14 protein-coding genes are annotated in these 13,358 nt (G+C 45.2%); 8 read left to right on the top strand and 6 right to left on the bottom strand.

What is annotated here, in order from left to right:
- Window positions 1-38 precede the first annotated feature (38 nt).
- Complete coding sequence (locus ACRRSX_RS07570; protein WP_432453807.1) at window positions 39-767, top strand: substrate-binding periplasmic protein; 729 nt, start codon at window positions 39-41, stop codon at window positions 765-767.
- A 51-nt stretch (window positions 768-818) separates the two neighbouring features.
- Here ACRRSX_RS07570 and cysS read toward each other — a convergent pair whose 3' ends face one another.
- Window positions 819-2,198, bottom strand: a complete 1,380-nt coding sequence (cysS, locus tag ACRRSX_RS07565; RefSeq protein WP_432453808.1) for a cysteine--tRNA ligase — start codon at window positions 2,196-2,198, stop codon at window positions 819-821.
- Between the two features lie 152 nt (window positions 2,199-2,350).
- On the opposite strand from cysS, the gene ACRRSX_RS07560 reads away from it, so the two are divergent.
- The 3 genes from ACRRSX_RS07560 (at window position 2,351) to ACRRSX_RS07550 (ending at window position 4,613) form a co-directional block, all read left to right on the top strand.
- The gene (locus ACRRSX_RS07560) at window positions 2,351-2,848 is read left to right on the top strand and encodes a peptidylprolyl isomerase (protein WP_432453809.1); all 498 of its coding nucleotides are present in this window, start codon (window positions 2,351-2,353) and stop codon (window positions 2,846-2,848) included.
- Between the two features lie 7 nt (window positions 2,849-2,855).
- A complete protein-coding gene (gene lpxH, locus ACRRSX_RS07555; RefSeq protein WP_432453810.1) occupies window positions 2,856-3,602 on the top strand; it encodes a UDP-2,3-diacylglucosamine diphosphatase in 747 nt (248 codons plus the stop codon).
- A gap of 414 nt (window positions 3,603-4,016) precedes the next feature.
- Window positions 4,017-4,613 (top strand): Yip1 family protein, encoded by a 597-nt coding sequence (locus ACRRSX_RS07550; RefSeq protein WP_432453811.1) that lies wholly within the window; start codon window positions 4,017-4,019, stop codon window positions 4,611-4,613.
- A gap of 60 nt (window positions 4,614-4,673) precedes the next feature.
- Here the strand turns inward: ACRRSX_RS07550 and rluB are convergent, their stop codons facing one another.
- The 5 genes from rluB to rnm form a co-directional block, all read right to left on the bottom strand.
- On the bottom strand, window positions 4,674-5,534 hold the full coding sequence (gene rluB / locus ACRRSX_RS07545) for a 23S rRNA pseudouridine(2605) synthase RluB (protein WP_432453812.1): 861 nt from the start codon (window positions 5,532-5,534) through the stop codon (window positions 4,674-4,676).
- A gap of 26 nt (window positions 5,535-5,560) precedes the next feature.
- Window positions 5,561-6,115, bottom strand: a complete 555-nt coding sequence (gene scpB / locus ACRRSX_RS07540) for an SMC-Scp complex subunit ScpB (RefSeq protein ID WP_432453813.1) — start codon at window positions 6,113-6,115, stop codon at window positions 5,561-5,563.
- Between the two features lie 2 nt (window positions 6,116-6,117).
- Window positions 6,118-6,927 carry a segregation and condensation protein A gene (locus tag ACRRSX_RS07535; protein WP_432453814.1) on the bottom strand — a complete coding sequence of 270 codons (810 nt, stop codon included), beginning with the start codon at window positions 6,925-6,927 and terminating at the stop codon, window positions 6,118-6,120.
- Window positions 6,927-7,547, bottom strand: a complete 621-nt coding sequence (locus tag ACRRSX_RS07530; RefSeq protein ID WP_432453815.1) for an L-threonylcarbamoyladenylate synthase — start codon at window positions 7,545-7,547, stop codon at window positions 6,927-6,929. The genes ACRRSX_RS07535 and ACRRSX_RS07530 overlap by 1 nt, the downstream gene beginning before the upstream one ends.
- Before the next feature lie 187 nt (window positions 7,548-7,734).
- On the bottom strand, window positions 7,735-8,559 hold the full coding sequence (rnm, locus tag ACRRSX_RS07525; RefSeq protein ID WP_432453816.1) for an RNase RNM: 825 nt from the start codon (window positions 8,557-8,559) through the stop codon (window positions 7,735-7,737).
- Between the two features lie 239 nt (window positions 8,560-8,798).
- Between rnm and ACRRSX_RS07520 the strand changes: the two genes are divergently transcribed.
- From ACRRSX_RS07520 to trpCF, 4 genes are read left to right on the top strand one after another with little or no spacing between them, the layout of a single operon-like run.
- Window positions 8,799-10,382, top strand: coding sequence for an anthranilate synthase component 1 (locus ACRRSX_RS07520; protein ID WP_432453817.1), 1,584 nt, complete (start codon window positions 8,799-8,801; stop codon window positions 10,380-10,382).
- Entirely contained in the window at window positions 10,372-10,971 is a 600-nt protein-coding gene (locus ACRRSX_RS07515) for an aminodeoxychorismate/anthranilate synthase component II (RefSeq protein ID WP_432453818.1), read from the top strand. Before ACRRSX_RS07520 ends, ACRRSX_RS07515 begins: the two co-directional genes overlap by 11 nt.
- On the top strand, window positions 10,971-11,975 hold the full coding sequence (trpD, locus tag ACRRSX_RS07510; RefSeq protein ID WP_432453819.1) for an anthranilate phosphoribosyltransferase: 1,005 nt from the start codon (window positions 10,971-10,973) through the stop codon (window positions 11,973-11,975). Before ACRRSX_RS07515 ends, trpD begins: the two co-directional genes overlap by 1 nt.
- On the top strand, window positions 11,972-13,351 hold the full coding sequence (gene trpCF, locus ACRRSX_RS07505) for a bifunctional indole-3-glycerol-phosphate synthase TrpC/phosphoribosylanthranilate isomerase TrpF (protein ID WP_432453820.1): 1,380 nt from the start codon (window positions 11,972-11,974) through the stop codon (window positions 13,349-13,351). The genes trpD and trpCF overlap by 4 nt, the downstream gene beginning before the upstream one ends.
- Window positions 13,352-13,358 lie beyond the last annotated feature (7 nt).

The following is a 13,358-nucleotide window of genomic DNA, read 5'->3' as shown; positions in this document are numbered from 1 at the left end:
TAAGCTAGTTTTATAAAGAGTAATCTTTGAGATAGTTTATGTTAGCCCGTTATTTAGTTGCACTTAGCTTGGCTCTCTCTCTTCACTGCCGCGCAGAGCCCATCTCCTTCGTAACGGAAAATCTGCGCCCATACAATTATGTAGAGAATGCCCATTTAACTGGGCTTTCAGTTGAGCTAATAAAACTCGTATGGCAAGAAATGGGACAAGCGCCTCAAGCTATCAAGCTACAAACTTGGGAAAAAGCCTATTATTTGCTTCAGCATCGACCCAATATGGCTTTATTCTTAACCATGCGTAGTCCTAGACGTGAAACTCTGTTTCATTGGGCATGTCCAATTACCCGCTCAAAAATCGAACTGGTCGCCTTAAGATCTCGGTCAATTAAAATCACTCACCTAGCGCCGCCCCCACCCTTATTATTTGGCGCGATGAAAGCCAGCGTAGGCGAGCAACTATTACTCAGTCAGGGGATCACGCCAGAACAAATTATATTTACTGCCGACTTTGAGAAATCGCTACGTCTGCTCATTCGTCGGCGCGTGGATGTAATCGCCTCGGAGCCAGAAGTCATCGCACAAACAGCCAAAGCATTGGGTTATGATGAGGAGTTATTTGAATCGATCTTTCAACTCGGTACGCTCGAAGGCTGTTATGCCTTCAGTCTCGGCACAGATCCGAGCTACTTAGAACGCTTTCAGCACGCTTTAACTCGAGTGACAGCAAGCCCCCAATACCAACAGTTATTGAAAAAATATAAGTTATAAAAAAGGCGGTCAAGCCGCCTTTTTAATGATAATCAATAAACTGTTCTACAACTAAGCTCTTCGCCACGTCGTCCCAGAAGCACCATCTTCAAGTACAATTCCCATCTCTGTGAGACGAGCGCGAGCGACATCTGCAGCCGCCCAGTCCTTATGATTACGAGCCTGATTACGCGCGACAATTAATGCCTCGATTTCAGCAACTTCGCTATCATGCTCACCCTGTAAAAAACTCTCTACGTCCTGGCCTAGAATACCCAACACGCCACTTAACTCGAGTAGCAAACTCGCATACTGTCCAGCCAACTCACTATCGCTGTCTTTTAAACGGTTCACATCTTTAGCCAATTCAAATAATACCGGAAGCGCTTCTGGCGTATTAAAGTCATCATCCATAGCCGCTTTAAACTGACTACGGTAAGCCTCTGCAAGTGCATCATCAATTGGCTTTAGCTCTACATGACGTAGCGCCGTATATAAACGCTCTAATGCGGAACGCGACTGCTTTAAGTTATCTTCCGAATAATTGAGCTGACTTCGATAGTGTCCAGACAATAAGAAATAACGCACGGTTTCTGGGTCGTAAACTTCAAGTACATCTTTAATAGTAAAGAAATTCCCCAAAGATTTAGACATTTTCTCTTTGTTGACCTGCACCATCCCTGAATGCATCCAGTAATTCACATAGTGGGTACCGTGAGCACAGCAGGACTGAGCGATTTCATTTTCATGATGAGGAAAGGCCAAATCGGAGCCGCCGCCATGAATATCAAAGACTTCGCCGAGATGCTTCATGTTCATCGCCGAACACTCGATATGCCAACCGGGGCGGCCTTTCCCCCACGGAGAATCCCACATCGGCTCACCAGGCTTAGCGCTCTTCCATAACACAAAATCAAGCGGGTTACGCTTATCTTCTCCCACTTCCACCCGTGCGCCGGCTTGTAACATATCCAAATTTTGTAGGCTCAACTTGCCATAATCTGCAAAGCTATTCACTTCAAACAGTACATCGCCACTCTCTGCCACATAGGCATGACCATTGGCAATTAACTTTTCAATAACATCGATAATCTCAGGCATATGCGTAGTTACCCGAGGTTCTACATCGGGACGCAGCATATTTAGTGCGTCAAAATCGGCATGCATGGCGGTCGTAAAACGTTCCGTTAGGGCTTCACAACTTTCGCCATTTTCCGCTGCGCGATTAATGATTTTGTCATCAACGTCAGTAATATTACGAACGAAATTAAGCTCGAAACCAGACCAGCGTAAATAACGAGCCACTGTATCGAAAGCCACAAAAGTACGCGCGTGTCCAATGTGACAATAATCGTAAATGGTAACGCCACAAACATACATACCAACCTTCCCTTCAATCAAAGGTTTGAAGGCCTGTTTTTTACGCGTCAAGGTATTGTATATCTGTAACATCTATATTATTTCCTGTTCCATTTACTAACTGTCGATAAAGAGTCACATTCTATCATTGCCGCCTAGGAAAAACAGCCGAATTAAGCGCGACGACTAGTCACTAAGCCAACGAAGGTTTAGAATCGGGGCACTAACGATAAAAAGGTAAAATAATGGTTACTTTACACACTAATTTTGGCGACATAGTCATTAAGCTATTCGAAAGTGAAGCCCCTAAAACCACGGCAAACTTTTTGGCCTATGCTAAAGAAGGTTTTTATAACGACACTATTTTTCACCGCGTCATCGATGGCTTTATGGTGCAAGGCGGTGGCTTCGCTTCAGGTATGGAAGAAAAAACCACTAAAGCGCCGATTAAAAATGAAGCGAACAATGGTTTATCCAACAAAACTGGCACCCTCGCGATGGCTCGAACCATGGAGCCTCATTCGGCATCAGCACAGTTTTTTATCAACGTAAATGACAATGCCTTCCTCGACTTTAAAAGCGAAACCAGCGAAGGTTGGGGTTACTGCGTATTTGCTGAAGTGATAGAAGGAATGGATGTTGTAAATAAAATCAAAGGCGTAGACACTGGCAACTTTGGTTATGTGCATGCCGATGTCCCCTTAGAAGAAGTGCTCATCACTTCGGTCAGCGTTGCGGAATAAGCGCTAAGTGCTCACCTATTTCATCTCTGATTTACATCTCAGTGAACAGCGGCCCGATATTATTCGGGCCTTTATTGAGTTTATTGAACAACAAGCCCCTCAAGCAGACGCCTTATATATTCTTGGCGATTTATTCGAGTTTTGGATTGGCGACGACGATCAAACACCGGTTGCTCTGCAAGTAGAGCAAGCACTGCTTGCTTTGGCAGAACAAGGCGTTCCGACTTACTTTATTCATGGCAACCGAGATTTTATGGTTGGCAAGGATTATGCGCGACGTTGTCGAATGATCCTACTTGAAGAAGAAGAAGTCATCGACTTATATGGTAAAAAGGTGCTGATCCTGCATGGTGATACTTTGTGTACCGACGATCAGGGCTACCAAGAATATCGAGCGATCACCCAAAAGCGCTGGCTAAGACGTCTATTTTTGTTACTTCCGCTATTTATTCGGCAAATTCTTGCCAATAAAATTCGTAGCAAAAGTAAACAAGCCAACAAAAGTAAATCACTCGGTATCATGGATGTAAACCAAGGAGAAGTGGAGCAACGTTTTAAACAGCGTCAGATTGATTATATGATCCATGGGCATACCCACCGCCCAGACATCCATCAAATCAAGTTGGGCACCACCTCAACCATGTATCGCGTTGTATTAGGCGATTGGTACCAGCAGATGAGTGTATTACGAATCGACTCACATGGCTTGGATCTGAGTTCAGCGCAACAGCATCAGCAACTGAAACTAGACTAATATCTTGCCGCAATGCCACGCCTACCCACAAAGATTAAGTATCGCGCGAAACTTAATCTTTCACGGTCAATTTTAGTTTAAGCTAAACCCTTGTTATCACTACGATGCAGTGCGTGAACCACGCATAAACAGCGTCTTTCTCAAGCAACGCTTCAAATCTAATCTTTCACTCGTCTGTATAAATTTTTAGGTCATTCTCGTGAATTCAAATGCGGTTAGACAAATCGAATAACAAACGTCTGTCTGATTGATGATGTCATCCCCCCTGCATTAAGTGATTTGAAGCCTAGCGCACAAAAAAACTAAAGAACAATATTTATACAGAAAGAGATAATATGACTTGACGACTTCACAGACTTCGCGCATAACTTAATAGTAAATGTTGCAAACTTGTTAACCACTGAGGGTGAACATATGTTATTTAGTCATGTATGGGGCTTGGCTTCACATACCAAAGAAGAATGGCGAGACATCGACAAACACCATGAAGGAATTGGAGCCAGTTTATCTCATTTGCTATTGATGGCCCTCATTCCAGCAATCTGTGGCTACTTTTCCACGGTGCATATTGGTTGGAAAGTTGGCACAAATAGTTTTTCTCTAACCAGCGAAAGTGCCATCTTTATGTCCCTGGCGATGTATGCAGCCCTCGTGACGAGTGTCCTGTGCTTAGCTTTAGCTGCACAATGGATGGCAAAGACTTTTAATGCCGACACCACTTACCAGCAAACCTTAGAGTTATCGGCCTATGTCGCTACTCCTATTTTCATGGTGGGTTTCGCCGGCCTGTACCCTGAGCCATGGTTTGTGATGGTGGCAGGCTTAGTTGGCCTCACTTATTCGATCTACCTGCTTTACACTGGGGTTCCGATTATTATGCATATCCCAGAAGAGCGCGGATTTATCTATGCGAGTAGCTTGGTCACGGTTGGCTTAGTCGTTCTAGTATCGGTTCTCATCGCAACGGTCATTCTGTGGTCCACTGGCGCAGGGCCCGTTTTTGCAAATTAGAATCACAACTCATTGATAAACTACAGAACAAAAAAGCCCGCTCAGTGAGCGGGCTTTTTACTACTTCAAACGTCTACGTTTAGCCGCTTGACCTTGGGTTCTGGTGCGATGTTTACGAACCGACTTTCTGATACGTTGAGTACTGCGGACGCGATCAGCAACTTTAATCACGGTATTATCTTCTTTATTTAGTTGAACCAATTGACGTAAATAGTTCACTTGTTCTAATGGCATTTCTTGCCAGCCACTGCGTGGTAGTCCTTTCGGTAACGGCAATAAACCATAGCGAACTCGGATCAGGCGACTCACTTGTACACCTTGAGACTCCCACATCCGTCGCACTTCACGGTTACGACCTTCGCTTAGGGTGACCGAGTACCATTGGTTAATCCCCTCACCGCCTTGGCGCCTTACCGTGGTAAAAGTCGCCTTACCATCTTCCAGCTCAACACCACTGCGCAAGCGATGGATCATCGCATCATCAACATCGCCAAATACCCGTACCGCATATTCTCGCTCAACTTCGAAACTCGGATGCATTAAACGATTCGCCAACTCTCCATCGGTCGTAAACAACAACAAACCAGAGGTATTAATATCCAAACGTCCCACCGCAATCCAACGGCCATTTTGTAGCCGCGGCAAACGTTCAAACACCGTTTCACGCCCCTCGGGATCATTTCTGGAACAGATTTCGCCTTCCGACTTGTGGTAGGCAAGCACACGACAAATGGTATCTTCAACCTTTTGAATCTGCACTGAGTGGCCATCAACTCGAACCTCTGCGCCTTCTTCAATGCGATCGCCTAACTTCGCCTTAACCCCGTTAACACTCACTCTGCCTGCATCAATAACAGCTTCCATCTCACGACGTGAGCCCAGACCGCTGCGAGCCAGGACTTTTTGAAGTTTTTCACTCATATTTCTTATCCGGATGGTAAAGTGCGCTAAGTCTGAAAGTCTTGCGGCAGTTTTTCAAGTAAAGATTGATCTAATTCTGGCAAATCAGTCAAATCTTTCAAACCAAAATAATCAAGAAAGGCGGTTGTAGTGGCCAGTAGACTAGGTCTGCCCGGAACTTCTTTGTGACCAACCACTCGGATCCAGCCTCTATCTTTGAGCACGCTAATAATATGGCTACTCACCGCAACCCCGCGTATGGCCTCAATCTCACCACGAGTCAAGGGCTGCCGATAAGCAATCAACGTCAAGGTTTCTAACAGTGCTCGGCTAAATTTAGGCGCTTTCTCCGCCCATAAATTAGCTAATTGAGGAGCAAATTCTTGGCGCGCACGAAACTGGTAACCACTAGCAGTTTCTATCAGCTCAATTCCCGAATCTTGATAACGCAAGCTCAATTCTTCCAAAATCATATTCACTTGAGCACGAGCAAGTCCCACATCAGCTAACACACTGGCTTGTAGTTCTTTAACACTCAATGGTCGAGCGGCAACAAATAATGCCGCTTCCACCAGTTTGACGAGATTTGGTTTTGCAGACATAGTTAATCACGCATCTCATTCACCAAAATAACTTGAATCGGCATTAAGGGCTGACTCTGCACACACTTGATGTAGCCTTCCTTAATGAGTTCTAAAATCGCTAAGAAGCTAACGACCAAGCCGCTACGACCTTCACTCTGGCTAAATAGCTGGGTAAATTCAACAAATTGATGCTGTTGCAAGCGCGCCAAAATATCACTCATTCGCTGCCGAGTAGATAGTTTTTCTCTTTTAATTTCATGATGCTCAAAATTACTAACTCGCTGTACAATGCGACGCATCGCTTCAATGAGCTCATCCATAGCCACTTCAGGATAAATTAACTTAACAGGCAACTCTGCAGGCTTAGCAACCGAGGCTAAAAAAATATCGCGCTGCTCACGTGGTAACTCATCCAGCCTGTCACTCGCATTTTTATACAACTCATATTCTTGTAAACGCCGGATCAATTCAGCTCTCGGATCATCTTCAGCTTGTTCATGTTCTTGCACTGGCAATAAGCAGCGAGACTTAATTTCCGTCAGTAAGGCCGCCATCACCAAGTATTCCGCTGCAAGCTCAAGTTTTAGCTGCCGCATTGCTTCCATATATTCCATGTATTGCTGCGTAATCGCGAGCACAGGAAGACGTTCGATATCTAATTTCTGCTTACGGATCAGGTATAATAGTAAGTCGAGGGGTCCTTCGAAATTCTCTAAAATAACCTCCATTGCATCTGGAGGTATAAATAAATCATTGGGAATATTTAACCAAGGCTCACCGTTCACGCTTGCTAAAGTTAATTGCTGAGTTGGAGAGGCCTTATCTAACATTACTCAAAAGGGGCGGTATCGCCCGAACCTCTGCGGATGATTTCCATACTATCTTCCGACAAATCAATCACTGTGGTCGGCTGCTCACCCAAATATCCACCATTAATAATAAGATCGACATGGTGTTCAAGCGTATCGCGAATTTGTTCAGGATCGGATTCGGTGTAATCGTTCCCAGGTAAAATAAGACTACAGGACATCAAGGGTTCGCCTAAGGCTTCTAGCATTGCAAGTGCGATCTTATCGTTAGGAACCCGAATACCGATGGTTTTGCGCTTAGGATTAAGCAAACGCCTTGGTACCTCCTTGGTTCCTTTAAAAATAAAGGTGTAGGCTCCCGGTGTATTATTGCGTAATAAACGATAGGCAAGATTCCCGACACGAGCATATTCAGATAATTCAGATAGGTCACGACACATCAAGGTAAAATGATGATTTTTATCCAGTTGACGGATCCTACATATTCGTTCTAATGCCGCTTTATCACCAATATGGCAACCAATGGCATATCCTGAATCGGTGGGGTAAATCACAACCCCCCCACTTTTGATCAACCCTGCAGCTTGGTTCATTAAACGCTGTTGTGGGTTATCCGGGTGAACATAGAAAAATTGACTCATAACTATTCCTGCGCTCTCGAGCGTCTTGAAGAATCATCGCTATTATATTCCTTCCAGCCACAGAGTGCAGGCTAAAGCTGTAAACAACTAAAAATAAACGCTTTAAGTAACGAGTGATTACAGTGAGTACTTCGTTCACGTCATTGTTTTCGCACATTTTACTTTTACTGAATGGCCGGAGTGGGAATTACTTTGTTTGCCAACGTAACCAAATCGGTTGACACTTCTCTGGTAAGTGTAACCCCCGAGCCAACTCACGCCAAGTAGAAGGATGATGAAAATCAGAGCCTTGAGAAGAACTTAAGTGATGTTGTTCAGCTAAGTCAGCCAACCATGCCATTTGATCTTTCGACATCTGTGGCATCGCCACTTCTATACCGTCCCCCTCCACATCGGCAAACTCAGCGATCAGTTTTCGGATCCACTTATTCGACAAATCATAATGGGTTGGATGCGCCAATACCGCGACGCCACCGGCTTGATGGATAAGTTGGACCGCCTCTGCAATACTCATCCAATTATTCGGTACATAACCGATATTTCCACGACGTAGATATTTGTCGAAGACCTTATTAAAATTACTCGCCAGTCCCCGCTCCACTAACACTCGAGCAAAATGAGATCGAGTAATTGGTGCCTTACCAGACAGCACTTTAGCTTGCTCATATACTTGCTCAATCCCCGCCTTTGCGAGGCGTTTCCCCATTTCAATTGCTCTAATTTCACGCTTTTCCCGCTGCACCAGCAACTGCTGTTGTAGAACAGGATTCGTAATATCGATATTCAAGCCAACAATATGAATATCGAAAGCATGCCAAGCAGTGGAAATTTCGGTTCCAGCGATCAGCTCTAAATGTTTGGCCTGAGCTTGGGCAGCAGCAATGCCATCAGTCGTATCGTGATCGGTGATCGCTAGCATTTCGACTTGCATGTTCTCGGCGCGCATCACCAACTCCTCTGGCGTTAAACCGCCATCAGAAGCTGTTGTGTGACTATGCAAATCAAATCTCATTTAATTTCCTAAATTTTTTCTTGACTTAGTAAGGTCATTTAAAGTTAACTAATCTTATCAGAATGACTAAGGATAAACATGACAACTTTTCTTCTAACCAACAAATCTTGGTGGTGGCGCACTCCGAATTAGACGGGTGTGAGTTGTTGTATTTCCAATACATTGAACAGAACAACAAAGCCCGCTTAAAGCGGGCTTTTTTTATATTTGCGCTACGGCTTCACTAGGAGTAACGAACTATGGCTACCCCACCTAGGGTACAACTAAAGAATATCCAGATCGATGCCAGCTATGTGCATGATCCACTTAGTCTTTATCAAGAATTGTGTAAAGAAAGCCAACAAAATGTATTGCTTGAATCGGCGGAAATAGACAGTAAGGAAAACCTCAAAAGTCTCATATTGGCCGATGCAGCAGTTAAAATTAGCTGCCATGGACGAGAAGTGACATTTGTTGCTATATCACCCAATGGCGAGTCGGTCTTAGCCGACGTTACCGCGAATTTAGAACCATCGCTAATTACCCAGCAAACCTCAAAACAACTCGTCGTAGACTATCCCCTTCCGACAGCCAATTTAGACGAAGACTCTCGCTTAAAAGCCAGCTCTCCAGTTGATGCGTTACGTTTATTAGTCACACTTTATGGCTCGCAAACAGACTTCAATGAAGGCTTATTTATCGGTGGAGTATTTGCTTACGACTTCATTGCCAGCTTTGAACAACTGCCAACAGTTGCCGATAGCACCAATGCCTGCCCTGACTTTCAATTCTATCTCGCCGAAAGCTTGCTATTAATCGACCATCAACAGCAAGTGACCCATATTATCGGTTCACTATTCAATGACCACGAGAGCTCACGAATCACTCAGCGTTTAAGCCACTTGGCTGAATTATGTGAAACGGAGAACCACCAGCAAGAGTCAACGGTACCAACTAATTATCAAGCTAAAATAAGCACCGACATTAGCGACGCCCATTATTGCGAACATGTTGAAACCTTAAAAGACTATATTCGTCAGGGTGATATTTTTCAGGTCGTTCCCTCGCGCAGCTTTCAACTGGCCTGTCCCGATAGTCTCGCCGCTTACCGAGAATTAAAATTAACCAACCCCAGCCCTTATATGTTCTATCTACAAGATAGTGAATTTGTATTGTTTGGTGCTTCTCCAGAGAGCGCGATTAAGTATTGTTCCAATAGCCGGGATGTCGAGATTTATCCGATAGCAGGGACCCGCAAACGTGGCTTTAACCCCGACGGTTCTATCAATCGAGATTTAGATGGACGCTTGGAGTTAGAACTCCGTTTAGATAAGAAAGAGACCGCCGAACATATCATGCTGGTAGATTTAGCCCGCAATGATGTCGCCCGCATTAGTGAGCCGGGTACTCGTCACGTTGCAGACCTGCTCAAAGTCGATCGCTATAGCCATGTGATGCACTTGGTTTCGCGAGTTATCGGCACCTTGCGCAAAGATTTGGACGCACTACATGCTTACCAAGCGTGCATGAATATGGGAACTCTGGTTGGAGCGCCTAAAATTCGCGCATCAGAGCTAATTAGACAAATCGAGCAACAGCGCCGTGGTAGTTATGGCGGTGCAGTTGGCTACCTCACGGGGAAGGGCGATATGGATACTTGTATTGTGATCCGATCGGCCTTTGTCAAAAACCAAGTCGCTCATGTGCAGGCGGGAGCTGGTATTGTCTATGATTCAGATCCTCAAGCGGAAGCCGACGAAACCCGTAATAAAGCCGCTGCCGTATTAAATGCCATCGCTCGCGCCCACGGCTCAACCTTAAAGGATGTCAGCCATGACTCATAGTGTATTTTTACTCGATAATTTTGACTCTTTTACTTACAACCTAGTTGACCAGTTTCGCAGTCAAGGCTTAGATGTTCATATATATCGTAATCATTTAAGCGCTTCCGAGATCAAACAGCACATTGATGCCTGTCCAGATCTTCCTGTGTTAGTACTATCACCGGGACCGGGCAATCCACAGCAAGCCGGCTGCATGTTAGAGCTCATTGACTTATGCAAAGGGCAAGTGCCAATTATTGGGATCTGCTTAGGTCATCAAGCGCTGGTTGAAAGTTACGGCGGCGAGGTCGGTAAAGCAGAAGAAATTGTGCATGGAAAATCATCATTGATTGAACATGATAATCAGCTAATGTTTGAAGGTTTAACCAATCCGCTTCCGGTGGCGCGTTATCACTCCTTAGTTGCCACCAAAATGCCGACAGGCTTGACAGTAAACGCCCACTACCAACAAATGCCGATGGCCATTATCAATCAACAAGATAAAGTCATTGGTTTTCAATTTCACCCAGAGTCCATATTAACCAGCGAAGGCGCAAGTTTATTAGCTCGTAGCCTTGATTGGGCCACACAAGCAAAGGAGCAAGCATAATGCAGGCAATCTTAGAGCAACTTTATCAAGGGCAAAGCCTCAGCAGCGAGCAAGCGCAACAGGTATTTAGCCAAGTGATTCAAGGTGAAGTCGAGCCGATTGTGTTGTCTTCACTGCTAACGGCCTTAAAAATTAAAGGCGAGACCCCAGAGGAAATTGCTGGTGCGGCGCGCGCGCTATTGGCAAACGCAGCGCCGTTCCCAACGCCCGACTACCCCTTTGCTGACATTGTTGGTACTGGTGGCGATGGCTACAACACCATTAATATCTCGACTACTTCGGCATTTGTGGCGGCAAGTCTTGGAGTTAAAGTTGCCAAACACGGCAACCGCAGCGTCTCCAGTAAATCGGGCTCATCAGATTTACTGGCTGCTTTAGGCATTAATATTCAAATGACACCTGCAACCGCTCGACGCTGCTTAGACGAATTAGGTCTGTGTTTCTTATTTGCACCGCAATACCATGCTGGTGTCCGCCATGCGATGCCGGTACGACAAACCCTGAAGACCCGAACCATTTTTAATGTACTCGGCCCCCTAATTAATCCGGCTCACCCAACCATGGAAGTGATGGGGGTTTATGATCCAGCCTTAATTTCGCCAATTGCTCATACCTTACAACAACTGGGTATGAAAAAAGCCATGGTAGTACACGGCGCAGGTCTAGATGAAGTGGCCATTCATGGTCCCACTCAAATTGCCGAAGTAAATGGTGAAAGCATCCGAGAATATACCCTCGACCCCAGCGACTTCGGAGTAAAACAAGCTGCGATAGAAGCCCTTGAAGGCGGAACCCCAGAACAAAACAAAACCATCACCTTAGCTTTATTACAAGGTAAGGCCACAGAGGCGCAGCAAGCAGCGGTTGCCGTAAATGTAGCTCTGTTATTAAAGCTCGCCGGCAAAGCCGACAATGTCGGTCAGGGCGTAAATATGGCCATTGAAGAAATGGCTTCAGGCCGCCCCTTAGCGTTAGCCCACAAATTAGCGGAGATGAGTCAGTGAGTCATAATCAAAATCAAGCGACCATCTTAGATGAAATTGTGGCAGATAAAGAAATCTGGTTAGCCGAGCGTATGCAACGTCAACCCTTAAACAGCTTTATCAACCAAGTGGAGCCCAGTGACCGGAGCTTTTATCAGGCGCTATCAGGAACGCCTGCCAAGTTTATTCTGGAATGCAAAAAAGCATCCCCTTCGAAGGGATTGATCCGACCTGAGTTTGATTTAGATTTTATTGCTGGTGTTTACAAAAACTATGCGGCAGCTATCTCGGTATTAACCGATAGCAAGTACTTTCAAGGTGAGTTTGAATACGTCACTCAAGTGCGCGAACAGGTTTCACAGCCAGTATTATGCAAAGACTTCTTTATAGATGAATACCAAATTTACTTAGCCCGCTATCACCAAGCCGATGCCATTTTACTGATGCTGTCGGTGCTTGACGATAATGAATACAGCTTACTGGCAGACGTCGCGCATAAGCTTAAATTGGGTGTATTGACCGAGGTGAGTAATCAACAAGAACTAGAACGAGCAATTGCTTTAAATGCTAAAGTCATCGGCATTAATAACCGTAACTTGCGCGATCTATCGATCACTTTAGAACGGACTCCTGAGTTAGCCAAACAAATTCCAGAAGACCGGATCATCATTTCAGAATCAGGGATCTATAAACACCAGCAAGTAAGAGAACTAGCCAAATACGCCAACGGCTTTTTAGTCGGTAGTTCACTTATGAGCCAAGACGATGTCGATATGGCTTGCCGTAAACTGATCCTCGGTGAAAACAAGATTTGCGGTTTAAGCCGTGAACAAGACGTGATCGCCGCACATCAAGCTGGTGCCGTTTACGGTGGTTTAATTTTCGCCGAAAAATCACCGCGGCATATCAGCCTAGCCCAAGCTCGGCAATTAATTCAAGCCGCCCCACTCAATTTTGTGGGTGTGTTTGTCAATCATCCCCTCGAGGACGTTGCGGCCATTGCCAACCAACTACAACTGCATGCTGTACAACTCCATGGCAGCGAGGACGAACAGTACATTCACCAGCTAAAATCCCTATTGAATCACAGCTTAGTATGGAAAGCCCTCGCCGTTGCGACACAACTTCCCGAAGCCCCTAAAAATGCCGATAAGATCCTGTTTGATAGCAAAATCGCCGACCAATTTGGCGGCACAGGGCAAACCTTCGATTGGCAACTATTAGGTGAGCACAGTCAAGGTGCGATGTTAGCTGGAGGTATATCGCCAGACAACATACAGCAAGCGCTCACACTCGGTGCTGCGGGCTTAGATCTAAATTCTGGGGTAGAACAAAGCCCTGGCATAAAAGATGCCCACAAAATCGCCAGAGCGTTTCAACTAATTAGAGACTACTAAGGGAACC

This window comes from Agarivorans sp. QJM3NY_30 (assembly GCF_050870855.2).
Lineage (GTDB): Bacteria > Pseudomonadota > Gammaproteobacteria > Enterobacterales > Celerinatantimonadaceae > Agarivorans.
Note: the sequence above shows the minus strand (reverse complement) of the source record. Positions and strands in the feature narration are given on the sequence as shown.

What these genes read in the sequence shown, in the direction of transcription:
- ACRRSX_RS07515 (WP_432453818.1), top strand. Translation starts at nt 10,372, where the DNA reads ATGACTCATAGTGTATTTTTACTCGATAATTTTGACTCTTTTACTTAC.
- scpB (WP_432453813.1), bottom strand. Translation starts at nt 6,115, where the DNA reads ATGTCTGCAAAACCAAATCTCGTCAAACTGGTGGAAGCGGCATTATTT.
- ACRRSX_RS07560 (WP_432453809.1), top strand. Translation starts at nt 2,351, where the DNA reads ATGGTTACTTTACACACTAATTTTGGCGACATAGTCATTAAGCTATTC.
- cysS (WP_432453808.1), bottom strand. Translation starts at nt 2,198, where the DNA reads ATGTTACAGATATACAATACCTTGACGCGTAAAAAACAGGCCTTCAAA.
- rnm (WP_432453816.1), bottom strand. Translation starts at nt 8,559, where the DNA reads ATGAGATTTGATTTGCATAGTCACACAACAGCTTCTGATGGCGGTTTA.
- rluB (WP_432453812.1), bottom strand. Translation starts at nt 5,534, where the DNA reads ATGAGTGAAAAACTTCAAAAAGTCCTGGCTCGCAGCGGTCTGGGCTCA.
- ACRRSX_RS07520 (WP_432453817.1), top strand. Translation starts at nt 8,799, where the DNA reads ATGGCTACCCCACCTAGGGTACAACTAAAGAATATCCAGATCGATGCC.
- ACRRSX_RS07530 (WP_432453815.1), bottom strand. Translation starts at nt 7,547, where the DNA reads ATGAGTCAATTTTTCTATGTTCACCCGGATAACCCACAACAGCGTTTA.
- trpD (WP_432453819.1), top strand. Translation starts at nt 10,971, where the DNA reads ATGCAGGCAATCTTAGAGCAACTTTATCAAGGGCAAAGCCTCAGCAGC.
- ACRRSX_RS07570 (WP_432453807.1), top strand. Translation starts at nt 39, where the DNA reads ATGTTAGCCCGTTATTTAGTTGCACTTAGCTTGGCTCTCTCTCTTCAC.
- ACRRSX_RS07550 (WP_432453811.1), top strand. Translation starts at nt 4,017, where the DNA reads ATGTTATTTAGTCATGTATGGGGCTTGGCTTCACATACCAAAGAAGAA.
- ACRRSX_RS07535 (WP_432453814.1), bottom strand. Translation starts at nt 6,927, where the DNA reads ATGTTAGATAAGGCCTCTCCAACTCAGCAATTAACTTTAGCAAGCGTG.